Source organism: Xenorhabdus bovienii, assembly GCF_024721015.1.
Classification (GTDB): Bacteria; Pseudomonadota; Gammaproteobacteria; order Enterobacterales; family Enterobacteriaceae; genus Xenorhabdus; species Xenorhabdus bovienii.
Window position 1 is genome coordinate 1 of the sequence record NZ_JANAIF010000041.1, and the last position, 25,110, is coordinate 25,110.

Consider the following 25,110-nt stretch of genomic DNA (forward strand, 5'->3'; position numbering starts at 1 on the left):
TTTGATCCACATTTCTATCTCTGGTTTCACTTTTACTGCTTTTGTAGCACAATGTCGGCGCGCTACGGCCTTAAGCTGAGCCTGTTCAGGAGCATATTTCTTTGCCTCCTGATTTCGTCTCAATTCCCGGCTAATCGTTGATGGGTTTCGATTGAGTGACTTTGAAATCTCCCGTTGTGAAAAACCGGCTTCTTTCAAGCTGAAAATCTGATATCTTTCTGTTTCGGTCAGTTGTTTATAGGTCATAGCGCATTTTCCTTTGGCGAGAAAGATACCTACTATAGCAACTGAGCGCCTTTCTTAGAAATTGCACTTACTAGGCGAATCCAAGTAATAAAACAATAAATTATCACTTTGCCTACACAGTATTTTAAGTGTATATTTATTTTCACAACTCAACAAAAAACCTTTATATTGCATATTAAACAATCATATGGAAAATTTTATGTATCAAAGCGGATATTTTGTCACAGCAGAAATTAAAGCCAGAGATAATGTTGATCTCAATATCGTTGTCAAAGAACTTAAGTCACTACAAGAAAAAACATTATTGGAACCCGGATGTGAAATATTTTCCATACAGCAATCCAATGAAAATCCAGCCATATTTGTTATGTGGGAGAAATTCATTGACCGTGATGCATTAAAAAAACACTATGAATATGAACATACTAAGTATTATTTTTCATTAAACTTCACTGATGTCGTACAAATTTTTACCGCAGACACCATTTGATTATATTCAAATCTTTCATTTCAGAATGCCAAAATAGATGAATGGCACGCCACAACTGCACTCAAACACCAGCGATAGCTGCATCTGCTATGGCAATCTGTCACTGACAGACTGCCCTTTACGTAATCCCAATGATGTTCCAGGAGAACAAGAACCGGGGTCACGCATTTTGGTCGATATATGAGAAAGTCACCGAAGGGTGACTTATCTGCCAGATCTTAAAATTAATTCCTGCTTGCTTTATTCAGCATCAACAGCCTATTTTTCAACTATATTACCTGTAATATAAAAATTACTTCTCTGCCATTTCAATAATTTGCTTTGCCGTTTTGCCGTTAAGTTTTTCCTTCATAAGCGTTAACGCATCATCTCCATCTTTGGCAACCAAAACAGACTGCATGGAGAGTTTCAAAAACGCTTTTTCAAATTTTGCCATTTCTTCAGGTGACATATTTTTCGCCATCTTTTCAGCCGAGGCTTTCATCGCTTCATCATTCGAAGCATCAAATGTTGGCTCGCCACCACAGCCAACCAAAAACATAGATAATAGTAGTGGTAATATAATTTTTTTCATAAATTAACCCTTATTAGTTGGTTTTATCCAATCCCTTAGAACTCATAATACGAACATAAATTATACATACATATCAATTTAAATATATAAAAAGAAGTAAGCACTTTTATTTTATTAAATAATGTAAATTTATCTTTAGTATAATGAAATTATTAGTCATATCTTCTGGCAGTCTTTGTTGTGCTTCTGATTGATAATAGGCAGGTTATTAATATGGATAAAAGGATAATGTAACGCCGCAGCAAGTGTTTTAATGAAAAATAACTCAGCCCATCTGATGGTTATAGTCATCATCAAGACGGGCTGAGTTATAGGGTTTATACCGTGATATTTCAACCAAGAGGCCTACTTGCATAGGCTCTATATTCGATTATGGTATCATCAGGCTGTCCTGAAGTTCATTAAGCTGGTTCTGCAACTGCTGTAATTCCAGTTGTTTTTGCATTTCAGATTGCGATGGTTTCTGCTGCGCTTCACGCATACGTTTTTCCAGTTCAGCGATCTGTTTTTCCATTTTCACTTTGCCTGCGGCTTTAGTTTTCAACTGGCTAAACAGGCGATTCAACGACTTTTGCAATGCGACCTGAGAGCGTTTTCTGCTTTCCAGATTCACCTGACCTGCTTTTTTCTCGCGCTCGATAGCGTCATAAACCGCTTTGAACTCTTTATTCAGTGTCTGTTCATGCTGTAGCACTTTTTCTTTATCAACGACTCTCTGATCCCAAGTCCCAGAGTAATTACAATTAAATTTCGCAATAATACTCATATCCCCTGTCGTGGGATCACACTCTTGTGCATTAGTGACACACCCGGTCAGTGCCATGCTGATTACTAACATCATCAATATACGCATGAGAACTCCTTATCAGCTCACTTTAATCGCGGTACGTTGTTCATACAGACTATCCAGCTCTTGTTGCAGCGAGCCGATATTTTTGCGCATTTGGACAATTTGGTTATTCAGATCCTTGGTTTTAGTTCCGTCTTCCGCGATCTGAGTAGAGACACTCTGCCACTGATTTTCATGTTCCTTCATTTCTTTAATGGTATTGCGCAAATAAACAATATTGGCATCAAGACCCTTCAGTTGTTTTTGCACCTGATCTTTTTTCACGACCTTCGCCGCTATGTCCTTATTAATCTGTGCCAGGGTGAGTTTATCTGTCTTAATCACCTCTTTGGCTGTAGCAGTCACGTTTTCAATACGTTGATTTTCTGCTTTAACATCATTAATTGAGGCGGCCAGTAGTTGTTCTTCGCTGGCATATTTTTTGCGCTGGTTATCCAGATAGGCGTTGGCACCCACCCCCACACCACAGCCCACAATAGCGGCGGCCGCAATACATATCGCTTGATGGTCGCCATTGACGAGCAGACAGGCAAGTGCCCCTGCCGCCGCGCCTGCCGCACAAGCCTGCCAGCCTGATTTATTAAAAAACTCAACGTCCTGACTCTGAGTCAGACGAGAATCGACTTCTCCCGTCTGCGCGGAAGGGCCTTGCGGCGTTTGGCAGGCGACCAGTAGAAAAATCATGCAGAGAGAAATCATAGAACGCATGGATTGCAGTACCATTTCTTATATATCCTTTCTTAAATAAAGTGATGACTGTTAATTATTCTTCTTACATGACTCCAGCCAACTATCCCGTGCAACTCTTCCGTTCTTCCAGTACTCCTGAAGATTCTTCCAGTAAGTATTGAGATAACCATTCAGATTCGTTTTTCCACGAGCGGACATCTGTTGCTGAACAACACGAATTTGTGGAGCAATAAGCTCCGCGTTATAGGTGACGCCCATATCCACCAAGGTGTCAGCATAATAATTGACAATAAAATTGAGCACCTTTTTATGCTGATCTAACTGTGATTGGCGACGGGAACAATTCGCATCCAGCTCACTGCCCGCCTTACAGGTTTTTTCATACAACCCGTTCAACCGATCGTAAAATTCACCATCATCCTTTAATTTTGTACACAAAAATGCCCCAAGTTGCAGGGAAGTGCGTATCGCCTGATCGCGTTGTTCGTCACGCAATTGTGCATTCGCACGGAGATCAGCACGCAGCTGCTCCAACTGTTTCTTCAGCACTGTATCTTGCACTTGAGACGAAATGCTGCTCAGGTTATCAATGGAATCAGGCGATTTTTTCTCTTTAGCTTGTGGATTTTCTGTGCCTAATGCTTTCCACTCTTCGGCGATTTCTTTGATACGATCGCGCGAAGTTAACGTCGGTGAAACCAGCACCAGACGAAATCCGAGAGTTTTGTTCTTATTATCACTCTGCCCGGTGTAATAGGGTTCTTCTCCACGCAGTGAGCTACGTATATCACTTTGCGGCGTCAGGAAATTTCCGCCTCTGACGATATATCCCCCCGCTTTACCATGCTGGCGATCCAACTTATTTAAGTGAAAAGGCTCAAACATCATTTCAGAAGCATTACCCAACATATCATGCAAACCCAGAGGATTGGGTTTAAGCAATCCCGCAAGCTGAAGTTTACCATTGGAGGATTGAGTGCCAGAAAACCACGCATAGCTGGTTATCCCTTCCGGCATCGGGAAACGTTGATCGCGAAATTCAGCCGTGGAAACAGCCAAACCACCACGGGCAGCAAATTCCCATTCTGTTTCGGTTGGTAAGCGCAGGAAACCCGGTTTTCCATCTTCAACCGGCAGCGCCTTAGGCTGGTTTTTCAGCAACCAAAGGTTGTATTGATTAGCAAAATTCATCGCATCAACCCAACTTATGTTCACTTTGGGCAAACGCAGTTTCATATTCGGTGTAGAACACTGGCCTGTCAGTGCCTGATATTGCAAATCTGTCAGCTCGTACTTCGCCATCAGGAAATAACGCCCCTTGCCGGATTTACCTTCGGCAAAACTACCCGCAATATGTTCCGCACGTGCCTGTTCTAAATAACCCCATTCATCATTTGCACCACCGCCAAGGGTAATGCTGTAATCCTGCAACGGCTGACTAAGGGGAATCGAAACTTTACGAAACGCCATCGCGCCCTCACAGGGCATCGGCAATATCACATCATCTGGCAGTGGCTTGGGATTGTAGTATTTTTCTTCCCAGACGGCACTGGCAGAAAACGGCAGCATTGCCAGAAAAAACCCTGCCAATGCCATATTCAAACCATGATTAAATCTCACGTAAACTCTCCGCAGGTTCAATTTTCAACGCGCGTAAGGCTCCCACCGCAGCAACACCCAGTGCGACCACTAGAACACTCAATAAGGCCATCAGCAGGTGCCAAGGTTCCAAATGACACACAAACGCCGTTTCAGGTAATGAAGCGCCCAGCACGTTATTAAATAACTGACTGGCGACAAAGTAGAGCAATAAACCCACTCCCCAGGCACTGCCAGTAAGAAGCAACGCCTGAATTAAGACAAACAGCACCACAGCCTGACGACGGAAGCCCAATAACCTGAGTACCGCCATATCTTTTCTTTTGCGATCGATATTTGCCATAAAAGCCCCTACCAATGAAGCAATACAGCCAGTGGCCGATATCCAGGCGATAACAGTAAAAATCAAACCGAGAACATGATCAATAGCGCGTACAGATTCAATCTCCGCCTGTTGTGTTACCGTTTCAATGTGCTGCTGTTGTAACCACTCTGCCAATTCCGCCACGCTATCAATGCTATTTGCGTATAGCCGCGCTTTGGCAAAAGTGGTGCGTTCACGGGTTGGCGTGCCATCATGTACCTTGAATAAGGTAACTTGATAACCATCACGGTAATCTTCCATAGCCACCAGAAGGGGCAGCGTGACGAAGGCAGCAGGCCGGGCGAATTTTGCTCCATCAACCACATCAATGACCGTCAGCGTATGTTGTACGTGTTCGTTTATACCATCCCGTTTACGGGCAATCACTAACCGCAGACTATCCCCCGTTTTTATCTGTAAACGCTCTGCGGCACTGGCACTGAGCACAACCTGCTGTTCATTTTGTGGCTCTTTGGCATTCACCAACAGCGGATCATGCAAAGCAGTCGGAATAATTTCAGCATTGCTGACAAAACGCTGGTTATCTCTGATCAGATCGGCCTGCGTATTCAGGGAACGAGTCAGCGGAATGACAAAACCCACATCAGAACGAGCCGCAAGCTGCGTCAACCATGTGTGGTCATAGTTACCATTACCCAGCATACGAACTTCCCGCGTGCGTGGATCATCCAGCAATGTGTGACGAAGCTGGCTCACGATGCCATTTTTCAGCCCGAACAGCAGTAACAAAGGCGTGATCACGGCAATCAGCGAAAAAATGATACAAAGCGCAACTTTGCGATCGTGAATCAGATCGGCCAGCGCCATACGGGGCAAAAGCAAGCGAGAGGGTCGTGCATCAGCATTAACAGGTTGTAAAGACACTTTGTTTTCCATCCACTGTAGCGGCGTAGCGTTTAAGGCCAAAATCCGTAACCCGCTGCCAGTCGTGACTCACGATAATGGCAACTAAATTGAGTGCTTTCACCATTTCCACTATCAGGCTGAAAAGCGTTTCGGCGTTGTGAGGGTCGAGTGCCGCCGTCGGTTCATCCGCCAGTAACAGTTGCGGCTGATGGGCAATCGCACGGGCAAAGGCCACGCGCTGACGCTCCCCAATCGAAAGTTGAGAAGGCATTTTTTTCATCAGTCCGGCAATACTTAAACGGGCAATAGCCGTATCCAGCCACTCAGAACGCGCTACCAACCCGGCTATTTGGCGGGGCAACTGGATATTTTGTTCGACTGAGAGCCAAGGAAGCAGCCCGCCATGCTGCAACATAAAACCAAGATCCTTAGCACGCACTTGGGCAAGCTGATTTTCCTCACCCTCCAGCAGAGAGGCAGTAATATCACGCGGCGGTATTCCCAACTGGTAACATTCCAAACTGTCAGGCTGGAGTATCCCGCCGATCATCTCCAGCAAAGTGCTTTTGCCACAGCCACTCGGCCCCGTTAACGCAGCGACTTCTCCTGCGTTCAGCGACAACTGAGGCAGGCTGACGGTAAAACCTTGATCTGCCTGCCCGCGCTGTATCTGCATCGATTGGATGTACAACATTACGGAAGATTTTCCAACGGAACGGGATAGACGTTATCCCGCGGATCACTGTCTGGCGCCAAGGAAATCCAACGATCTACATCTTCGTTATAACGCTGGTAATAATTCAGCTTAGTATTCAAACGGCGGATAAAGCGCTCTTGCTCCAGACCATCCCAACTTTTCCACGTCTCTTCATCCAGACTCAGCACTTCACTGAGATAAGGTAAACCTTCGATGTATTCACCCAGTAATCCCATTTCACTCAGTTTGGTTGCCTGTTTATTTTTTGCCTGTTTAGGATCATTTCCCATCGTGGCAGCTAATGAACGCAGGCTGGCAAACATATCATCTGGCGAAATCAAACCTTCATTCGCTGCATTAACAACCTTTTTCATGACTTCGCTCAGATCGCTTAACTCACTCTTGGTGAGCAGCACTTTAACCTCTGTCGCCGGAATGTTTTGATGCACAAGATCGCGATCACTGATCCAAGATTTAAACACAGGCGGCGCTTGAGTCCCCTGTTTGTCACCCAGATACGCTAATCGCATGGCGTGTCCCAACAACGCAGCATCATGTAATAGAGGCTCTTTGGACAACTCCGATTTTTTACCCATATAGGATTCGTTGGCACCCAGCGCGCTGCCTACGGTCTCTTCACCACGCCATGCTGTTTTAATCTGGCTGGTAATGGCATTGGCAAGGTTATCAACTATCGTGCCAAAACTGTTCACGTCACCGGAGTTAATCGGATAATAAAGCGGCTTGTGCAAGAAAGCATTGAGCGTCAAATCACGGTACTGATTCTCCGCAGATGCGTGGTTTTTATGTCCTGAAGGCGTTTTCAAATGGAGTGCATACAATGCCACGCCGCGATAGGTTGCTTCCAAACGCACCTGAGTGGCGTCCAACTGAGTCGAAGATAATTTATCATCCCCTTCCAGCGCTCCCGCATCCGTCACCAGAATCACGTACCGGGCACCAAATTTTGTCCAGTCCACTTTATCCAGCGCGGTCATGACTCCGGCATAAGCATCTTCATTCACTTTACTGCTGGAAACGGTGGCCTGTTTAAGATCGCGTACTTTAGCCAGAAAATCTTTACCATCTTTGACCGTATTGGGATCAACATACATTTTGCTGTCATATTCCAGACCAGGAACAGCAGCAACGTTTGAACGATAAGCGACCAGACCAAACTTCACCTGACCGAGTAAGTTTTCTTTTTCAATGCGCTGATAAATTTTTTCAATCGCCTGCTTAGTGCGATCAATGTAAGGCCCCATTGAGATGGTGGAATCAATCACAAAAACGACCGATGCCGAGAAGCCTTTCATCATGTTTTTTTCTTTATCGGGAGAGGTACTGGTATTCTTACCCGATAATGCACTGGCCGTTTTGCCAGCTTCGCTCACCGAAGCGACATTAAGTACCCGAACCTGATAGCCCGTGTCAGTAAAAATATCATCGGAACCCAGGACCGGCAGCAGATAAAAGTTTTTCTGCTGATCGATCATATAATCCGGTTCACGCGCCAGCACAGAAGGGACGGTCTTACCCGCTTTCAGATCATTCAGTAGCGGCTGTAATTGTGTTGCCGGTTTCGCATTGTTCAGGATCTTTTCCACATCCGTTTTATCGCGGAAGAACAGCATCGGGTTACGACCTGAAGGGTTGGTAAAAGCCAAAGTGAGCTGCATTTTCCAATCTACGCTACAATTGGCTTTCATCCAGCCACGGGAATTTCCATAGCTATCAGGGCCAACCTGTAGCCATTCTTCGTTACTCTGTTTTTGGCGCTGGTAGACATAAAAACGGCTGAAAGCAGGTTGTACCTTCCCTTTTTCACCGACCTTCGCCGACAGTTCACAGCCTGGATAGGTCAGTACACGCTGATAGAGCGTTTGCTTTCCTTCCTGTAAAAGCGGTTTTTGTGCTGCCAATGCCCCTGCCGATGCCATCAACGCCAGGGCAGCAAAACCCGCCTTCAGCCAGTTAAGGTGTTTCATTATACTTTCCTATTTTTTCAGTGCCGCTAAACGCGCTTTGGCTTCACTGTTCTGCGGGTCCTGATTAATCAGGATTTCGTACCAATAAATGGCCGTTTGAGCATCCGCAACAAAACAACCCTTCTTTGTCGCTGTTTTCGGATCGTATTCTTGGGCATAACGCAGCGCGATTTGCTTATCACCCGACTGCGATTTATAAGCATAAAGCCGCTGTGCGATGTCACACTGCCCAGCATTTTTCGCCTGACTGATAATTTCCTGTACTTGCAGGCTGGAAGGCTGGCTGCGCAGACAACTTTTAACAAACTCCAGCCCGTTGCCTTTGGTCATATTTTCCATCGCACAAGGAGCAGTTACTGATGCGCTGGCTATGACAGGCGCCTGCTTTTCCTGCGGTTTCAGCAACCACCAAAGCACCCCGGCAACGACCAGCAAGGTCAGGACAATCAGCATTCCTTTGTTCGGTTTTTTGGCTGATGCAGATGATGCTGCGCCAATCCGTTCATCGACGGGTATTGGCTGAGGCTCCGGCAGCTCATGGGATGCTGACACAATGAGTTCAACAGAGGGGGTTTCCGTCGGAATTGAGACTGGCGGTTCCTGAGCCGGAGGCACATGTTCACTCACATTATCAGAAGGGGTATGCTCCCCTTTGGCTAAGGAACTTAAAACCCCATTGGCAATTTTCAGCCCGCCAACCTCACGCTGTATATCGTCTATTACCGTAACGCGATACGCCACCTGACGTTCCGCCAGCAGCGCATCAACCAATTCAGGGCCAACACGGGCTTCTGCCGCGCCATCGACTTCCTGCAACTCAGGCAAGAGCAGCCACTCTTCATTGTTGACCCACTGCCCCTGACCATTCAGAAAACAGCGATCCTGATTACGCTGGATGGATATCTTGACGCCTTCAGTGGCACCCTGCCAATCCTCAATGCGCAACACAGCATATCCGGGTTCAACCGGTTCATAAGGCCTCAGCTCTGGTTTAATCACAACTCGTTACTCCGACGACAGTTGAATACGATGAATAATGGTGCCCAACCGTTCATTCTGAACGGCGGTAATTTCGCGTCCCGCAGAATGACCCGCGTTTTCTTTGATTATTTCGCCGAAGCCGAACAACCAGTCAAAGATAAACATAGCGCTGTAGTTCAGTTGTTCGTTTGTCAGCCGATAAAGGCGTTCGTCACCTTTCCACAAAGCAGGATCTTTTTTGTCCGGGCGGGCAAAAATAGGTTGCCCTTTGTTAATGCGGCTCGCCGGGCGTTTCTCACTCGGTACATTCTGATAGCCCAACCAAGTAATGAAATCATTCATAATGTGCATCACACGGGATACCTGACGCTCCATCATTTTTTCCCGCCGTACACCCGCCTGCTCAGTATTCGCCAACACCTTCATCAGCTCACCTTCGACGTTCATCCGCTGGATCGCGGTGATTAATTCATCCACCAACACTTCGACAATAGAACGGGAAAGCCCGATAAAATCCGTCATACTGGTTTGTTCAGGTACAGTGCGCAAGTAATTGATCCACAGTTTGATCACTCGATGAGCAAACTCCTGTTCATGGCTGTGAGCTGAGACGGTTTCATCCGGAGTATCACTGAAGAGATCAAAATCACTACCAATCCCGAAGGCAGCGACGGATTCGTTTGCATCTTTACCCTCTGTGGGTAAATCAAGTTCAGCTTCCTGCATATAAAGCTCTTGCAGTGCTTTCCGTTGAGGCACTAAGCCCGCCAGCAGTTCGCCATGCCTTCCGGCACGGTTTTGTAATGCCTTCAGGATCTCTTCGGCGATAAGCCTTTTTTTCTCCACTTCTTCTGCGCCATCAGGCTGATACCAAGCGTGTAAATTTCCTTCCACCAGTTCATGGCGCGTTTCATTTAACTGTTCAGTAATGCGCTCTAACTTCATTTCACGCTGGGCGACGATGCCTAAATAATCCGCTAACCGGCGCATACCACCATCATTTAATTGCAGCATGGCATCCCAAGCTTGCTCAGGTGAGGCAATATGGCGTTGGATTGCAGCATCTTCGAGGAAAGTTTTTTTCATCAGGGTCAGCTTGGAAGCAGTCTCCTGACTGAACTCCGCCTCGCAGCCCTCTTTCATTGTGATGAATGGCGTGGCCTGACACGGTTTACGTACCAGAAATGCATTGTTAAAGGCACGACCGGGATGCCATTCCTGCATCCAAGGAAAATGGCCGAAACGTTCGGTCATGGCGATTTTGATCATCCCGCCCTGCCCCCAGACCTCACGCAACATATCTTCTGATTTGGTCAGCTCCTGGGTAATACGTAAATCGAGTTTGGTGATCGCCCAGACCAATCCTGCTGGGCGACGTGCGCGGCTGTCAGCATCAGCGCCCTGGCTATAACGTATCCATTCATCCAGTACACCTCCCACATCTTTCACGTTGGATTGTTCATTTGAAGGCGTACAAACCACCAGAACATTCATCTCCTGATTGAGGGTGTAACGCTCAAACAAGTAGGCCACTTTGCCACGCAGGATTAACTGTGCCAGTGGATTGCTGTCGTCGCTTTCAGCCGCGTTCTGGAGATAATTCAGAGATTCCACACCCAGACGGCCACGATAACCGGGGAAGTCCAACAAATCGACTTCCTCAAATAACCGTTCTCGCGTGGAGGAAAGTAACGGAGCATGCAACTCCACGGTCAGTGCCGTGAGTTCTGCCAGAGAAACTGATACCGGTGCAGCCAGCCCATTTTCTCGTTCCGGACACACCGTAATCTGCAAATCGTTGCTCTTATTCAGGCGCTCCAGTATATCGACGTTCATAATGCTGTTAGTTTGTACCAACCTGCCATTCTGCTCAGTGACCAACACATTAAGTGGTGCTCTAACAACGCTGGCGCCCCCCAGACGTTGTAGCGTATGCGCAAATCGGCGATAAGCCTCTGTGAATTCATGGATATTGCCCCATAATTCACCAAATAACTGAGCACGATCATCAATCGACAACCAAGGTGCCAGCTCTACCGCCGCTGGCCAGTATTGCAAAGCCATTTTGCTCTGGCTCTTTTCTGCATGGCGGATCAGATAGTCCCATAGCGCGACCACATCATCTTCCGCCACCCCCGGGACTTTATGCGCCTGACGTCGTTCGTTCAGTGAGGTAAGCAGCGTATTGATACGTTTTTCATCATAATTCCAGTCGATTTTCTCCTGATTGAAATCATGAATAAATGTATTAGCGAAGATTTTGGCAATCTCCGCTTCGTTGAACAGTTGTAGCTCAATCGGCCAATCGGGGTTAGATGGCCGCGCGTGGCGGCTAAAACGTGTAACCAGGCCGGTGGCTTCTTTTCCGCCACCCGGGGGATTGATATGTTCGATAAAATCAAGCTGATACGGCCCCATCTGGGTTTCCAGACGCCCGTTCTCCCCGGCCGCCAATGAGGAGATCAGATAAGATTTCCCCGCTTGAGATAAACCAAAAAAACCAATGGTCATGGGATGAGTAGCCGCTTTGGCCAATCTCTGCGCGGTATTTCGGCTACGGCGCAGCTTCAGTTTCAACCGATCAGCTTCTGTGTTGAGACGCGGGGCATTTCCACGCACCTCTTCAACCCATTCAATCGCCTGACCTGCCCCTTGCGCCACGTCAAGCCACGCTTGTTTTAATTGTTCGGGAGTAAAATATTTCATCAGATTTTAATGCTCCCACTGTCGAGCCAATAATGAGTTTCACCCAAGCCGTTCCCGACCAGAGTATTCAATTTGAAACTCACGTCCTGTGGACGCGGGTTCTGCGTAGATTCGACGATCTCCATCTCGCTGATACGGAACTTTTCAGGACTTCCGTTAGTTTCAGCTTCTTGCCCACGCCCTTCTTCCACCTCCAGTTTCAGTCGCAATACCGCATCACCAGATAAAGCTGTCGCTAAGCGCGTTCCCGGAATTTTCAAGGTGTATAGTGGCGTCGCAGGCCAGCGTTCATTGTCAAGCTGACGGAAACCAAGCCGCATTTCGCCACGAGACTCAAAATATTGCTGGTTATCCAACTGGAATCCCGGGGTGTCCAGATCAATATCCCGATAAAACACATTGCTGTCTTTCAGCAAATTATTACTGTCGAGCATGCCGAAATAACGGATAGTCGAATAAGGCTTAAAATTGGCCGTACGGAAATAGAAGTTACTCAACCGTGATTTCTCGGCCAGCAGGCAAAGCATCGCGCCCACCGCCGCTGTGGATTTAGGATCGTCAATTAATCCTTTTTTATTGAACGGATACCAACCGCCCGTTTCGTAACCATGCAAGGGGAGAATGCGTGCAGGCGGTACGGGTTGTAAGTGGCGGATCAGTGCCTGAATCCCCGGCAGACGGGAAGGTCGCCCGGTTAACAACAAAATGTCACAGTTGTAGTGCCAGAGAACTTCGCACAACCCGCGTAAGCTACCGCAAATATTGATGCGGTTATGACGGGCATCGATAAATTCGTTATGCAGTTTCATCAAATTGATGTTTAACGGCACATTGAGAATGGAAAATGGGTTTTCTATTCCCTCTGGTAAACTGCGCTTAACTTCTTCATCAACATATTCACAAACTTTATCCGTCGGTTGATGAGAAAGTAGATCATTGAACGTTGCACTAATAACTTGCTCACCCGCCTCTGGCGTAAATTTTTCATAACGATGCAAAATAGCAAGTGCCACAGGCGCAAATATTTGCAGTGTCAGTTGCTGGCGTAGCACCTGTTTGCCTGCCTCTAATGCTTCACTGCCGAATAAGCGTGACATTAATGCTTCAGCATCTAAATCTTGATAGCCAATATTGAGCAACGCGGCTTCAAATGCAGGCTGCAAATAGAGTTGGATCACATCCAATAGAATATCATCACCCGCAACTTTAAACCCCTCACGGAATAGCTGTGTCGGAACGATACGCACATTACTGCCGTTCCCTTCATCCAAGGTATAACGGGTGATCACCAAATCGGTTGTGCCACCACCAATATCGATAGAGGCAATTTTCAACGTGCGATCATTACCCGCTTCCCGTTTATTATCAGGCCGCACTGTGGCTGCAAAAAACTCTTCACTCCGGCCACCAAAATAGTTTTGTGTCTCGTTGTAGAGATAAACTAACTGACCACAGGTCGCTTCATCCCATTTCACATGCACGTCAGGCAAGGTACGTTTGCGGGAGACGTTTTTATCTTCCCGACCGTTTTCATCAACACCCTGATCCATCTCTTCCCAATCCAGCGCCTTCCACACCAGCCTGATGGCCTGTGTCATTGCTTTCTGGAAAATCGCGCGCTCAGGTTTTGGCATCGCCGGCGGCACGGTGAGAATGATATTTTTTAACTGACGAGGGGTACTGGCATGACGCATTTTCAAACGTTGAGCCGGACTGTTAATCTGCATCAATGCCTGCGCCAATACTTCAGACAACATCATAGTCATCAAGGTACTGCGGCTGTATTCCGGCGTAAACACTGGCATACGCTCAGAAGGCTTAAGTGCATAAAGCGCCTCCCCTTTGTCATTAATCATGTAGGTCATCGGCGCTGCCGTCGCCTGAGGTTCACGATCCGATTTCACAAAAGCACGGCTGAAACGCCAGCCAGGGGAGTAAGGTGCGTCATCCCACAAATAGCGTTTTGGACTGGAAAGCCCCGTTGAGCCTTCTGTACCCAAACGCTGTGAGGCCATACGAAACGCTTCTTCGCCCACACGACCAATGGTCGGCCAAGTAAACGCATCGCTGCGCCCGCTTTTGACAGAAAAATCCTGCTTCCCGAATTCGGCTTGAGCGAACTCCAGACGGCTGTCAAAAGGATCAGTATAAATATACTGCGGTTCACTCAAGTCACGTAATTGAAGCTGATAGAGATTCGACAGACCTTGATCGCCATCTCTGTGTTCTTCAATTAAGATCCCACAACTGCGTGAGTTACCAATATCGAGCACTAAATCGACATTAATAGGATTATCCTGAAGTTTAACATCGTTGAGCTGAACTTCAGGAACCTGCAACAACGCATTGAGTGCATTAATCAAATTGAGATAATGCGCTTGATGTTCCTTCCGGTTCAAACAGTTTTCAGTATCTTCATGATATTGACGCCACAATGCGGTGGCACGTTCGGTATAGGTTTCCCGCAGCCAGTCATCCACCCATTTCAGCAACAGAAAATCGCCCATCTCATGATGAGTCTCCGCCAGCGCAAAGCCCACACCGGAACACACATCATCATCGACAGGCTCCAGATACTGGGTATTTCGCCTATCTGGAGACACTTTGGTATCAAAAGCCAAAGTCACGCGCCAGGTATTCCCCTGCTCATCCGGTGTATCCAGTGCATGAAATTTCACTCGCGACCAGTTAGTCGGCCCCTGCGCAAAACTCCGTGACGAGTTAAAGCGGAAGAAGGGCAGCGGTAACCAAATGTCATTGTATATTTCAAGGGATTTCTCCAGTACCAGCGAGTAATCGGAGTCCGCCGCGAATGCAGACGAACCTGACGCTGAAGGTACAAGAAAATTCTCATCTCTTTCGTTATATACCAGACGAATGACCGGGTTATCTTCCTCAGTCAGTAGAAATTCACCGTATTCTTTCTTTTTGGGTAACGCGAAAGCAAAATCCAGAAACTGAATGCCACTGTCACGAATCAATGTCACTTTTTCTTTGAAATCGGTAATCGTTGCCAGCATGCTGTTAATTTGCCTCTCGCTTCATCGACATGGGAAATAAAGTTTTTTCGTCATAACGTCCTTTACACTCCGCTGTACCTTGGCTGCCTGATTGACAAACCACTTCAGGCATCGTGTAAACCGAACCATCGCTACACTTCGCTTCACCAATATTATCCAGTTGCAGCGCCCCTGAATTCATCGCTGCCTTAACGGGAGCCTGGCAACGAACACCGTCACCGCGCGCCATTTCAACCTGCCCTTTACCATCTGCCATCTGATACGTCAGACTGAGTGGTTTGCCAGTACGACTATCCTGAATTCCGGCACCTGCGTGCCAGCTACCATTGAGAAAATCAGTGGTACCCTGCCGCACCGCGATGTCTGGGATTGTAAGCGCCTCAGCAGGCGGAGAAACCTGTACTGGAGGGAGATTAATCTCAGGCAGAGAAGGTTTTGGCGTGCCATTGGATACCCCATCCGCAACTGGCGGTATCGGCTGAGTTGGGGTCATCGGTTCAATGGGATTCACGTCTGGTGAAACAGGGGAAGTTCCATCGACGGAGGAAGATGCGCCATCTATAGGCATCGCACCGTTAACAGGCACAGTACTATTAACAGAAGCCGTGCCATTGACGGAACTCATTCCTTTCACAAGAGGTAAAGAATGAGATTCATTCACTGATAGAGCTGGAACTGATCGTTCTGGTACGGGTTTCCCCTCTTTCGAGATTATTTCACCTTGAAGTGGCGGTGTAGAATGAGTGGAAGGTGTCATCCCCCAAATATAGACATCCGGTACGCAACCACGCAGTAACAACAGAGCAAGCAAAATCAATAATAGAGGCAGAAGCCACCACAACCAATGAGGCAATAGCCAACGTCGAGAACGTTCGGACACAAGCGGCGGCGTTGCAACCACAGTTTCAGCCGTGGGTTCGGTTGGTGCAACCGAAGCAACTGATGGCGTCACAGAACGTACTGTCCTTAAACACTCAAGAGGATTGGGACGAGCCTGCTGCTTCGCATTGACAAATCCCCAAAAAGTCACCACGGGTTTACCATCGACCAAATAGATGTGATCCTGATCGGGAAACTGGATAGTTTTACTCAGCAAAGCGCCAAAAAGACGCATTTCAGGCGCCTTTTGCTGGATCATTTGTGCACTGAGCCGTTCGATAGCGGCCTGGTGAGCTTCCAGTTGCCGCAATGCTGACTGACGTTCATCATACGTTGCGGCCGACCAGGGAACGACGTTACCTGAAAAGCCGGCATACCAATCTATCCGATCACCCTGCTCATTGCCCTGTGGGATTGCCAGTGAATTAGCAACATCAGAGAGCTGCCGCAGGCGCAAGGTTTCTCGCAACTGTAATGCGGAAAGATGCACAGCCTGGCCATTTTCTCCCAGCGGCAGATAACTTTCGAGTTTATCACCACGTAAAAAAGTTTTTTTCACAAGAAGCCGTTCCTTGCTATCAGAAAATACGACGTTGATGTATTCATTTTGCCTAAAAATGCCATTGTAACGACAACGGAAAGCTCAGTAAAACCCCTGTGTTTTTATTGCGCGATAATGCTCACCAACGCACATGTATTTATCTGGAAAATACCTTGTTTAACATAATTTTTTTTACTCATTACAATTTTCCGGAATATAATCCTGCATTGCTTGATTTATTACCTGATTAAACTGATTGGCATTATTCGCTGTGAATACTTTGCCACCAGTCTGACTGGCAATGCAATTTCCCGCACCACTACTCATGATATCGACAACATTAACCTGTAGCCGGGGTTTGTTCTCTTTCAACTCACGAGCGACAGCACAGGGATCACCGCCACAAGTTTCATCACCATCTGAAATTAATAAGATTATCGCATCGCGATTCACACCATCCACTAAAGCCCCAGCCTTTTCCAAAGCCAGTGCCAGAGGCGTTTTTCCATCCGGTGTAATACGATCAATCGCCCGTTTCAGTGCTGGCCGCTGCGTAGGCGAAAAAGGTAATGACGCGGAAACATGCCTGCAATCGAACGCCGCCACCAAGCTGACATTCATATCTGAAGGCAATTTATCGATAATCTTTTTCGCCGACTTCTTGGCCAGAGTAATACGGCTGGGTTCTCGCTCGATGTATTCGAAGGCTTTCCTTTGCAACAAATACTGTAGTTCTTGTGGAGTGACATCCACACTGATAGACATTGAGCCAGAAGCATCAAAAACCACCACAACCTCTGGAGCCTGATTCCGTTTTCGCTGAGACGGACATCGCTTTCTGACATCCACTGGCGGGGGGATCACCACGGCTTCAGGTTTTACCTCTGGCACTGTTGGCGCGGGTTGTTCTATTGGTTGCTTTATTGGCTGTTCTACTGGCTTTACCTGCGGAGGTTTTACTGCCACAGGGGGATTAGGTTGTTTTATCGCAATATGAGTGTGACTGCGTGGCAGGCAGCCTCGCAGTAACCACAGCAATAATAGAATGAACAATAACAACAGCAACCACCATAACCAGCGCGGCTTTCGTTTCTGTTCTGGCTGAGATGCGACAAGATCGGGAGAAGCAGTCCCGCTTCCGGCAATATTTTGAGATGCAGATGCGCTCATCGGCTCCCAAAGGATAACGGGTTGGCTATCCACACTCCAAATGTGTTCCTCAGCAGGAAACTGGCTGATTTTTCCCAGTAACGTCAGTAATTCGCTATCCACTCCCTCTTTTTCACTTAGCTGTTCACGCAGGCGAGCTAATACCGTCAATTGACGGGCAATTTGCGCCTGGAGCTTATCGCGTTCTATCGCAGATAACTGAGCAAAAGGGACGGGTTGGCCTTGTAAATCACTGTACCATTCAATGGCACCATCACTGCTTTTGACAGGTTTAGCAAATAATGTAGAAAAATTTATCGGTAGATGCTGAACTAACGCAGAATGTAGGGCATCATAGTGACGTAATAGATACTCACTTTGAGCGCTTTCATGCGCTACTGTACGCGTTATTCTTATCATGCCTGCGACCCGCTTGCGGATGTGTAAGTCCTTTTAATGCACCCAAAATCGCTAATCCGTATGGGAATGTGATTTAATACATGAAAAACAGTCTCCTCCATTTCTCATGCGTATTTTAAGCCGTTAAACCACAAGTTTTTGAATCGGATCATGATATAGATGCGTTCAACTTTTGTAAAGAAGACTAAATAAATGGCTGTTTATTGTGAAATTATTGGGGGTTTATTCTAATAATATTATAAGTTCATTGTATCCAGCTATCAATTTCTGATTCAATAAAAGCGACTGAGCGAGAGCCTAAAGGGGAGGGTTGCCCTCTTTTTACACTAAGCTCTATCAGTCAGCCATAGAAGAATAGATTTTATTAATGTCCAATTCACCATTACATGCGATCCTGACATCGTAAACATACAAGTAGCCAAATCTATAAAACAACCAATTGAACTCATTCTCCAGTATTGAGGAACCTATTTTATTGATGTTCACAGACGGAAAAGTAGCCCACCGCCTTCATGTTACTTAGCAATATGTATTGTTGATTAAATGAGGGAATAAATATGAGCACTCAAGATAAAAAGCCTGAGTTAAAAGCCTTAGAAGAAGAAGATGAAGTTGTCATAGTGCCGACCAGAAAATATGTAAAAGACTCCATTCAAAACCACGCCCAGAGCCGTGATCACCCTGATGCAACACTTAAAGATAAAGGATTTGTGATCCTAAGCAATGATGTCGGTAGTGATAGCGAAACTAATGCAGCAACACCAAAAGCAGTCAAAGCTGCATACGATTTGGCAAATACCGCTAATAAAAATGCTAGCAATGCAAATAATAACGCCAATACTCGATTAGAGAAAAATCGAAATGGGGAGGATATTCCTGACAAAGAAACATTTGTGAAAAATATCGGATTAGCGGAAACCGTGGAACGGGCAAAAAATGCGGTAACTATTGATATAGTATACTCGCACCTTTGAGGAATGTTGTATTCGTTGGCTTAGGGAAAAAGAGCATAAGAAATCATTGAATGATGACAAAACGAAAATTGAATTTTTCCTACAACATTTCTCTGGTCGAGATATCTCAACAATAACAGCAAATGAGGTTTACGATGCTGTTTCAAAAATGAAAAATCGCAAGCACTACCAGATTTGGGAAAGCAAACGTGATGCCGCATTAAGGAAAGGAAGAAAAACTCCTGTGTATGAGGCGATCCCTGTTAGCCAGGCGACGAAAAGCCAGCATTTATCATTCTTTAGATCACTGTTACGAGCAGCGGCCAATGAATGGAACTGGATAAAATCAGCGCCGGTTATTAAAACAAAAAAACCGATTAGTAAGCGTATCAGATGGCTAACCAAAGATGAAGCAGCAAGGCTAATAGAGTGTATGCCTGAAAGCATGAAATCAATTGTTATCTTTGCGTTAGCAACCGGACTTAGACGCTCCAACATTATCGACCTAGAATGGCAACAGGTCGATATGCAAAGAAAGGCGGCATGGATAAACCCAGAGAACGCCAAGGCTGGCAAAGCAATAGGCATAGCTCTCAATGATACTGCATGCCGAGTACTAAGGGATCAGATAGGCAAGCATTCCAGATGGGTATTTGTTCATACAAAAGCAAAGCATAGGCCAGATGGAACTCTAACACCTACGGTTAGAAAAATGCGAGTTGATGATAACAATGCTTGGAACTCAGGATTGAAGCGAGCAGGAATAGAAGATTTCCGCTTCCATGATCTGAGGCATACATGGGCTAGCTGGCTGGTTCAATCCGGTGTTCCATTATCCGCACTGCAAGAGATGGGGGGATGGGAGTCAATTGAAATGGTAAGGCGATATGCTCATTTAGCGCCTAATCACTTAAGCGAGCATGCACGTAAAATTGACTTACTTTTTGGAGATAACGACACAAATACGACACAAGGAGAAAATCAGGTAGGATTAAAACTAGCTCCCTACAGGATTCGATAAAATTATTTATAGTATTGTTTTTAAATGATTTTATTTAGTTCAATTTTCTACTATACCCCCTTTAATACCCCCATATTATTTTGCTTCTGTTTGCCTAATTTTTGTTTGGTTGGCACTGTTGAGAGCAGGTCTTTTATTGCAAAAATATCATCAATGAAGTAAATGTTGCCAAATATGCAATAATATACTAATCAAACTCCACGCCACTGTTTGTAGAACAATACGCGATGAGGTATAGGAGCATCTTGAATAGTGACTGATATAACTTCAAGAGAGCTTGCCCATTCTTTTAACATATATAACACATCCATTAATTTTCTATCATACACCTTCAATTTTGTTTAGTATGAAAATGTTAACTATATAATCAAAATTTTTATTAAAAAAAACTTGATAGATAAATGAACCTGCAAGAAAAGTATATCCAGATATAAATTTCCAATTTCGTTTAATTACATACCAAGAATTCCAAATACTTCTAAATCTTTCAACGTTATTTAATTTTTCAAATAAAATTCCTCTTTCATCATCAGATATATATGAATCTATTATTTCTCTTTTTATGTTCCTCTTAGTTTTTGTGAAGTTAGAATTAGAGTCAATCAAAAAAAGTTTATTAAAAAAGAATATCATGCTAAGTGTAAAAGCGATTATTTGAGCTACTTTATTAGGAATGCCCCAGCATCCTATACCTATTAATAATGCCCACTCTGCAATTGATGCATCTTGTAAATCATCCCACCATTTATTAATATCTCTAGCGTGCTTTTTTATATCTCGCTTTATTTCTGAAAAATCTGGGGATCTTTGACAACGTTTCAAAATGCATTCCTTTATATTGACAAAATAACCTAATAAAAATATATAGCCATGAACATAAATTTAATAATTACAGATATTATTTTAGTTTCATGGCTTATTTCATTGAAATCAGTCTATTCAACAGAAACTTTGCGAACCTTACGTTCAATAAGCTGACCGTAACTATCAAAATAACGGCTCGGCCAAATTTCAGAGGGATGAATACCAAGATAATCCGCAATTATCCATTCGCCTTTAGGCCACGGCCTACTGAATGCATTTGCCAGTGTCGATGAACTGAGTCCCGCTTCACGAGAAACAGCCGCTAAAGTTGTACCACGTTTACGTAATGCAGCAATAATGTCGGCCTGATGCCAGTCATTTTGAACATTGTTATTATTCATTCCTGCTACCCCTTCCATTAATAATATTGATGGTGGTGGTGATTCAAGGCAGGGTTCGCGGACTGGAATCAAGAAACCAGCAAGGCCGAAGCCTTCCCCACCTGAACCACCATTGAAAGGGTGATAACAGGCGCACTGGTAGAAACATCCTACCAGTGTTCTTGATTTCAAGGCCGCGACGCCTCGACCATTAGATTTTGCTAATGGCGGAAATACTTTAACTGATTGTTTTATCTAACTCAATAACCGAACGACTAAGGTTAACGACTATAAACCCGTTCCACATAACGCCCACGACCATCCCCATGCCCCAAATCCATTGAAACCAGTGCCCGCGCTTCCTGACGGCTAAAACCATGTTGTTGGTAAAAATTTAATGCATCCTGCGCCCACGCATAGCGCAAGCTGTGGGGAGAATGGCAGCCTGTTAGACCCATCTTTGTGGTGTGCGCACGCCAGTAGTTCATGGCTTGTTTGAGATCCGGTTTATCAATCAACCTGCCGTTACGTTGTTCTGCAATAGCCATTGCCTGTTCGACAGCCTCTTTCACCGCTGAGATATCCAATACACGGGTTTGTCTTGGCCGGCCGCCTTTTGTGCCGAAAACTACATGCAGTTTCGGCTCCGATTGATCTAACTGTTTTCGCCAACTTTTTAATGAAGCACTGCATTGCACCGCTTCCTGAGAACGTAATCCCATCAAACGGGCGAGTTTCAGTGTGACGGCCAATCCGGCATCACGTTCAAGTGCCTTTTGATAAACAGCCTGAAACGTGGCATCAGGGATCGCCTGCTTAGTCCCGGCGCGACTGCTACCGCTTAATCCCAATGCCTGATTACTCAATCGCGGCGAGGTTTCCAGTTTCTCCCGGCCGGCCATACGAAAGATATTACGCAGTGCAGCCATTTCATTTTGCACTGTTCGCTTGGCAATTCCCTGAGACAAACGGGCATCAACATACTGTTCCACATGTTTGGCTTTTAACTGGCTGAGACTTTTCACCTGGATATTTAGGCTTAACAACAACGCACCCAGACGACCTGCAGTCCGAATGCGGTCATGGCAAGTTTTATGGCTGCCGCCCGCCTTCCGGGCAAAAAATTTTAATTCTTTCATCAATCGGCTCATCTGATCCCCTCTGCTTAACTTTTCAACATGCAATCTCTAGCGCGCGACAGTGCGGACAAACTGGAAGTTCCGGCCTTGCCCTTGACGAATATCTGTGCGCCAGAGTGAACGCTTGTTGAGGTATTGCGGGGTATCGGTTGAGTACGCGGTACTGCCGCCTGCATAAGCAGGTCATCCCCACCGGCAAAAAGCCAGCCTCGATATCGTCAGATTCTCCTTTTTCAATCTAAAAATGCAGTGTCAGATTCACTGTGTGGTGAAGCAGGCGTGAGCCTGTCAGGGTTGTGTTGTCCTTTGGTTGCGGCGTCACTTTCAGCGGTAAACCAGCCAAAAGTGACGCCTTGGGTTCCGTGAACAGCCAGCTAAAGTCGTGCAAGCGTTGAAATGCCAATAGGCACAGCAAAACGCCGCAAGGTTCAGTGTCAAACGGGAGCAATGAGTTAATCGTTTAGGTGCAGAAAGTAGTCCGCTGAATATTTCAAACAGGGATAGTGAGAAGTATGGACTGGATGCGTGAAAGCCATCCAAAACACCTTTTGGGTGTATTTTTCAGTTTAAGAAACCTTCATCGCCAGACAAGGGGTTTATGTCTGACAATATCTGCTTCCAAAGGTGGGCAGATGTACCGCAATGCTTGCTCTCCCTTGCAGGCTACAGGAGTTTTCGTTCGCCACCCGAAGGCGATCCTGACAGGCGAGGGATCATTTTTGTAGAATACAGATATTAACGGTCAGACAGGAGGGAGTCAAACCGTTAACTCTTCCTGCCAGCCTTATTTTTACCTAAATTCCCATGCATATTCCGATAATCCCCCGATATCCTGCCAAAACCAGCCAAAAATTGGATCTAATTCATTAATTAATTTGATTGATTAATGTGTAGAATAAATGGGCTTTGCTGTTCAACCACACACTCTATTTCGCTGAGATTCAGCATAATACTGAAACCCAACTGATAAAACATAAATTAAATAGAATGAAAAACAACAAAGAATCTTTGTACCTGCAAGAGCGTGCCTACCTGCGGGCACTGGCGCAGCGTGTGGCGAAAGACTCGCCGCACCTGGCCGATTTTTTGGCCGAATCCCATGATCCCGATATTCAACGCGTCTTCGAAGCCTTTGCCTTCTTAATTGCCAGACTACGGGATAAACTGGACGATGATTTTCCCGAAATTATCCACGGCATTTTCTCGCGCATCTGGCCGTTAGCCCTGTCTCCTATTCCACCCACGACGATAGTCCAGTTTACGCCCACGGATGATGAACATCAGGGCACTGCCGAGATCCCGATCGGTTCATCGGTGTCTACCCGCCTTAACGGGCAGATGCTCGACTTTAAAACCTGCCGTCCTTTGCATATTGAACCGTTGATTGTGCAGGAACGCGCAGTCAGGAAAACGGGCACTCACAGTGAAATTATCCTGACACTATGCCAAACCGGTTCGGCATCTTCGGTCTGGCAGAGCGGCTCGCTGACGTTCTTCCTCGGCACCGATACGGAACGCGCCGCCCAGCTCAGCCTGTGGCTAGATCAGCACATTTGTGATGTCAGCCTGAACACACAAGGAGAACGACGAAAATTCAACGACTTCCCTTATGGCTGGCATAGCCTGCTTGACGAACCGTTGCTGCCCACCGCCAAAAGTCCCTATTCCGGCCTTCAACCGTTGCTGGAATATTATGCGTTGCCGGCGCTTTATAACTTCGTCACGCTGGATATCAGTAGCCACTGTGCGCAAGTCCCGCTCAATGAAGACGGCACGTTTGAGCTGATTTTTCGGTTCGAGGGTGAATTGCCGCTGGATGATGTCGAGGGGGCGTTTTTGCTGGGTTGCGTGCCCGCCATTCATCTGGAAAACCAGGCCAGCCCGCCAGTCCGGTTAGAAGCCGGTCATCACCGCTATCCGCTGCCATTGGGGGAATCGGTGTGCCTGTACCGGCTGCGGGAAGTGAAGGTGGTGCAACAACCCGAAGACAGCGGGCAGCGGGGCACGCCTTATCACTGGCTACCGATTGAACAGTTTGTTCCCGCCGGGCATTTTTTCGATGACGATGAGCCCCCCGCCACGTTTTACTACCAGCGCCAGACTGAGGTTGATTTTCTGGGACGGACACAGCACCGGCTGTGCTTTTTTGATTTGGCCGGTAATCCGGCAAATAATCTGCCGGATATTGCGGTCTCGTGCGATTTCACCGGCTACCATGAGCAGGCGCGGACGCTGGAGCCGGGCGCAATTACCGTGACGCAGGAAAGTGCCCCGTCTCATCTTGATGTGCAGAATATTATTCCTGTGATAACCGATTATCCGCCATTGTTACAGGAAAATAACGGCTGGCCGCTGCTCTCCGGCCTCTCCAGCCCGCCGATGATGCTGTTTGCCCCCGACAGCCTGAAACAATTTCTCCGCCTGTTTGACCGGCATGCCGACACCAACCGCCCACTGAGCCGCCAGTTCCAGCAACACATTGACGGCATTGTGCAGGTCAAAGAGCGCCTGACTGACCGACTGCGGTTGGGGAGGCCGGTGCGCGGACATGTGCTGTCGCTCACCCTGAACCCCGCTGGCTACCGTACCCCCGGCGAGATGTACCGCTTTTGCCGGCTCATCAACCAGGCGATGGCCTGTTTTATCAGCCAGTCCACGTTTGTCATGCTGGAAGTCTTTACCCCAGACAGCCACAGCGTGCTGTGGGAGTTCTGGCAGGTCGATGGGCTGCGCCCGGCTATGTAATGGATTC

At 46.5% G+C, this 25,110-nt stretch carries 24 protein-coding genes and 1 pseudogene; 6 read left to right on the forward strand and 19 right to left on the reverse strand.

The window, feature by feature from the left end:
- On the reverse strand, positions 1-246 hold a 246-nt coding region (locus NXS07_RS11965), incomplete at its 3' end, for a helix-turn-helix domain-containing protein (RefSeq protein WP_258086808.1).
- 199 nt (positions 247-445) lie between these two features.
- Here NXS07_RS11965 and NXS07_RS11970 point away from each other — a divergent pair.
- Positions 446-736 (forward strand): putative quinol monooxygenase, encoded by a 291-nt coding sequence (locus NXS07_RS11970; RefSeq protein ID WP_038196832.1) that lies wholly within the window; start codon positions 446-448, stop codon positions 734-736.
- Between the two features lie 37 nt (positions 737-773).
- Positions 774-920 (forward strand): MerR family transcriptional regulator, encoded by a 147-nt coding sequence (locus tag NXS07_RS11975; RefSeq protein ID WP_413770700.1) that lies wholly within the window; start codon positions 774-776, stop codon positions 918-920.
- Between the two features lie 108 nt (positions 921-1,028).
- Here NXS07_RS11975 and NXS07_RS11980 read toward each other — a convergent pair whose 3' ends face one another.
- The 13 genes from NXS07_RS11980 to NXS07_RS21830 form a co-directional block, all read right to left on the reverse strand.
- The gene (locus NXS07_RS11980; protein WP_038202456.1) at positions 1,029-1,310 is read right to left on the reverse strand and encodes a DUF6694 family lipoprotein; all 282 of its coding nucleotides are present in this window, start codon (positions 1,308-1,310) and stop codon (positions 1,029-1,031) included.
- 370 nt (positions 1,311-1,680) lie between these two features.
- Complete coding sequence (locus tag NXS07_RS11985) at positions 1,681-2,163, reverse strand: hypothetical protein (RefSeq protein ID WP_038198090.1); 483 nt, start codon at positions 2,161-2,163, stop codon at positions 1,681-1,683.
- A gap of 12 nt (positions 2,164-2,175) precedes the next feature.
- Positions 2,176-2,883, reverse strand: a complete 708-nt coding sequence (locus NXS07_RS11990) for an AAA family ATPase (RefSeq protein ID WP_038198089.1) — start codon at positions 2,881-2,883, stop codon at positions 2,176-2,178.
- 36 nt (positions 2,884-2,919) lie between these two features.
- The gene (locus tag NXS07_RS11995) at positions 2,920-4,446 is read right to left on the reverse strand and encodes an SUMF1/EgtB/PvdO family nonheme iron enzyme (protein WP_438818387.1); all 1,527 of its coding nucleotides are present in this window, start codon (positions 4,444-4,446) and stop codon (positions 2,920-2,922) included.
- A gap of 13 nt (positions 4,447-4,459) precedes the next feature.
- Positions 4,460-5,698 (reverse strand): ABC transporter permease, encoded by a 1,239-nt coding sequence (locus tag NXS07_RS12000; protein WP_258086810.1) that lies wholly within the window; start codon positions 5,696-5,698, stop codon positions 4,460-4,462.
- Positions 5,679-6,374, reverse strand: coding sequence for an ABC transporter ATP-binding protein (locus tag NXS07_RS12005; protein WP_258086811.1), 696 nt, complete (start codon positions 6,372-6,374; stop codon positions 5,679-5,681). Before NXS07_RS12005 ends, NXS07_RS12000 begins: the two co-directional genes overlap by 20 nt.
- Positions 6,374-8,365 carry a vWA domain-containing protein gene (locus tag NXS07_RS12010; RefSeq protein ID WP_258086812.1) on the reverse strand — a complete coding sequence of 664 codons (1,992 nt, stop codon included), beginning with the start codon at positions 8,363-8,365 and terminating at the stop codon, positions 6,374-6,376. Before NXS07_RS12010 ends, NXS07_RS12005 begins: the two co-directional genes overlap by 1 nt.
- A gap of 9 nt (positions 8,366-8,374) precedes the next feature.
- A complete protein-coding gene (locus tag NXS07_RS12015) occupies positions 8,375-9,364 on the reverse strand; it encodes a hypothetical protein (protein ID WP_258086813.1) in 990 nt (329 codons plus the stop codon).
- A 6-nt stretch (positions 9,365-9,370) separates the two neighbouring features.
- Positions 9,371-12,052 (reverse strand): putative virulence factor, encoded by a 2,682-nt coding sequence (locus NXS07_RS12020; RefSeq protein ID WP_258086814.1) that lies wholly within the window; start codon positions 12,050-12,052, stop codon positions 9,371-9,373.
- Positions 12,052-15,072 carry a virulence factor SrfB gene (locus NXS07_RS12025; protein WP_258086815.1) on the reverse strand — a complete coding sequence of 1,007 codons (3,021 nt, stop codon included), beginning with the start codon at positions 15,070-15,072 and terminating at the stop codon, positions 12,052-12,054. The genes NXS07_RS12020 and NXS07_RS12025 overlap by 1 nt, the downstream gene beginning before the upstream one ends.
- Positions 15,073-15,076: 4 nt before the next feature.
- A complete protein-coding gene (locus NXS07_RS12030; protein WP_258086816.1) occupies positions 15,077-16,510 on the reverse strand; it encodes an SrfA family protein in 1,434 nt (477 codons plus the stop codon).
- A gap of 174 nt (positions 16,511-16,684) precedes the next feature.
- Positions 16,685-18,061, reverse strand: a complete 1,377-nt coding sequence (locus NXS07_RS12035; RefSeq protein WP_258086817.1) for a VWA domain-containing protein — start codon at positions 18,059-18,061, stop codon at positions 16,685-16,687.
- Between the two features lie 244 nt (positions 18,062-18,305).
- Positions 18,306-18,401 carry an AlpA family phage regulatory protein gene (locus NXS07_RS21830; RefSeq protein ID WP_071827810.1) on the reverse strand — a complete coding sequence of 32 codons (96 nt, stop codon included), beginning with the start codon at positions 18,399-18,401 and terminating at the stop codon, positions 18,306-18,308.
- Between the two features lie 217 nt (positions 18,402-18,618).
- Here NXS07_RS21830 and NXS07_RS12040 point away from each other — a divergent pair, with 217 nt between their 5' ends.
- A complete protein-coding gene (locus NXS07_RS12040; RefSeq protein ID WP_051863104.1) occupies positions 18,619-19,035 on the forward strand; it encodes a tail fiber protein in 417 nt (138 codons plus the stop codon).
- Positions 19,025-20,035 (forward strand): annotated as a pseudogene (locus NXS07_RS12045) (tyrosine-type recombinase/integrase); the annotation flags it as partial. The gene NXS07_RS12040 and the pseudogene NXS07_RS12045, both read left to right, overlap by 11 nt.
- Positions 20,036-20,356: 321 nt before the next feature.
- On the opposite strand, the gene NXS07_RS12050 reads toward NXS07_RS12045, so the two are convergent.
- The 5 genes from NXS07_RS12050 to NXS07_RS12070 form a co-directional block, all read right to left on the reverse strand.
- The gene (locus NXS07_RS12050; protein WP_258086818.1) at positions 20,357-20,857 is read right to left on the reverse strand and encodes a hypothetical protein; all 501 of its coding nucleotides are present in this window, start codon (positions 20,855-20,857) and stop codon (positions 20,357-20,359) included.
- Positions 20,858-20,970: 113 nt separating this feature from the next.
- Entirely contained in the window at positions 20,971-21,240 is a 270-nt protein-coding gene (locus NXS07_RS12055; protein WP_047686359.1) for a helix-turn-helix domain-containing protein, read from the reverse strand.
- Positions 21,241-21,500: 260 nt separating this feature from the next.
- Complete coding sequence (locus NXS07_RS12060; protein WP_258086819.1) at positions 21,501-22,370, reverse strand: integrase domain-containing protein; 870 nt, start codon at positions 22,368-22,370, stop codon at positions 21,501-21,503.
- Positions 22,371-22,384: 14 nt separating this feature from the next.
- Positions 22,385-22,534, reverse strand: coding sequence for a hypothetical protein (locus NXS07_RS12065; protein ID WP_258086820.1), 150 nt, complete (start codon positions 22,532-22,534; stop codon positions 22,385-22,387).
- Positions 22,535-22,596: 62 nt separating this feature from the next.
- On the reverse strand, positions 22,597-22,806 hold the full coding sequence (locus NXS07_RS12070; protein WP_258086821.1) for a hypothetical protein: 210 nt from the start codon (positions 22,804-22,806) through the stop codon (positions 22,597-22,599).
- A gap of 64 nt (positions 22,807-22,870) precedes the next feature.
- Here NXS07_RS12070 and NXS07_RS12075 point away from each other — a divergent pair, with 64 nt between their 5' ends.
- A complete protein-coding gene (locus NXS07_RS12075) occupies positions 22,871-23,083 on the forward strand; it encodes a hypothetical protein (RefSeq protein ID WP_258086822.1) in 213 nt (70 codons plus the stop codon).
- Positions 23,084-23,345: 262 nt separating this feature from the next.
- Positions 23,346-25,103 carry a type VI secretion system baseplate subunit TssF gene (locus NXS07_RS12080; protein WP_258086823.1) on the forward strand — a complete coding sequence of 586 codons (1,758 nt, stop codon included), beginning with the start codon at positions 23,346-23,348 and terminating at the stop codon, positions 25,101-25,103.
- Positions 25,104-25,110 lie beyond the last annotated feature (7 nt).

What these genes read in the sequence shown, in the direction of transcription:
- NXS07_RS12055 (WP_047686359.1), bottom strand. Translation starts at nt 21,240, where the DNA reads ATGAATAATAACAATGTTCAAAATGACTGGCATCAGGCCGACATTATT.
- NXS07_RS12065 (WP_258086820.1), bottom strand. Translation starts at nt 22,534, where the DNA reads ATGCAGGCGGCAGTACCGCGTACTCAACCGATACCCCGCAATACCTCA.
- NXS07_RS12010 (WP_258086812.1), bottom strand. Translation starts at nt 8,365, where the DNA reads ATGAAACACCTTAACTGGCTGAAGGCGGGTTTTGCTGCCCTGGCGTTG.
- NXS07_RS11995 (WP_438818387.1), bottom strand. Translation starts at nt 4,446, where the DNA reads ATGGCATTGGCAGGGTTTTTTCTGGCAATGCTGCCGTTTTCTGCCAGT.
- NXS07_RS12080 (WP_258086823.1), top strand. Translation starts at nt 23,346, where the DNA reads ATGAAAAACAACAAAGAATCTTTGTACCTGCAAGAGCGTGCCTACCTG.
- NXS07_RS11985 (WP_038198090.1), bottom strand. Translation starts at nt 2,163, where the DNA reads ATGCGTATATTGATGATGTTAGTAATCAGCATGGCACTGACCGGGTGT.
- NXS07_RS12040 (WP_051863104.1), top strand. Translation starts at nt 18,619, where the DNA reads ATGAGCACTCAAGATAAAAAGCCTGAGTTAAAAGCCTTAGAAGAAGAA.
- NXS07_RS11975 (WP_413770700.1), top strand. Translation starts at nt 774, where the DNA reads ATGAATGGCACGCCACAACTGCACTCAAACACCAGCGATAGCTGCATC.
- NXS07_RS12075 (WP_258086822.1), top strand. Translation starts at nt 22,871, where the DNA reads ATGGACTGGATGCGTGAAAGCCATCCAAAACACCTTTTGGGTGTATTT.
- NXS07_RS12005 (WP_258086811.1), bottom strand. Translation starts at nt 6,374, where the DNA reads ATGTTGTACATCCAATCGATGCAGATACAGCGCGGGCAGGCAGATCAA.
- NXS07_RS12035 (WP_258086817.1), bottom strand. Translation starts at nt 18,061, where the DNA reads ATGATAAGAATAACGCGTACAGTAGCGCATGAAAGCGCTCAAAGTGAG.
- NXS07_RS11990 (WP_038198089.1), bottom strand. Translation starts at nt 2,883, where the DNA reads ATGGTACTGCAATCCATGCGTTCTATGATTTCTCTCTGCATGATTTTT.
- NXS07_RS11970 (WP_038196832.1), top strand. Translation starts at nt 446, where the DNA reads ATGTATCAAAGCGGATATTTTGTCACAGCAGAAATTAAAGCCAGAGAT.
- NXS07_RS12025 (WP_258086815.1), bottom strand. Translation starts at nt 15,072, where the DNA reads ATGCTGGCAACGATTACCGATTTCAAAGAAAAAGTGACATTGATTCGT.
- NXS07_RS12060 (WP_258086819.1), bottom strand. Translation starts at nt 22,370, where the DNA reads ATGAGCCGATTGATGAAAGAATTAAAATTTTTTGCCCGGAAGGCGGGC.
- NXS07_RS11980 (WP_038202456.1), bottom strand. Translation starts at nt 1,310, where the DNA reads ATGAAAAAAATTATATTACCACTACTATTATCTATGTTTTTGGTTGGC.
- NXS07_RS12020 (WP_258086814.1), bottom strand. Translation starts at nt 12,052, where the DNA reads ATGAAATATTTTACTCCCGAACAATTAAAACAAGCGTGGCTTGACGTG.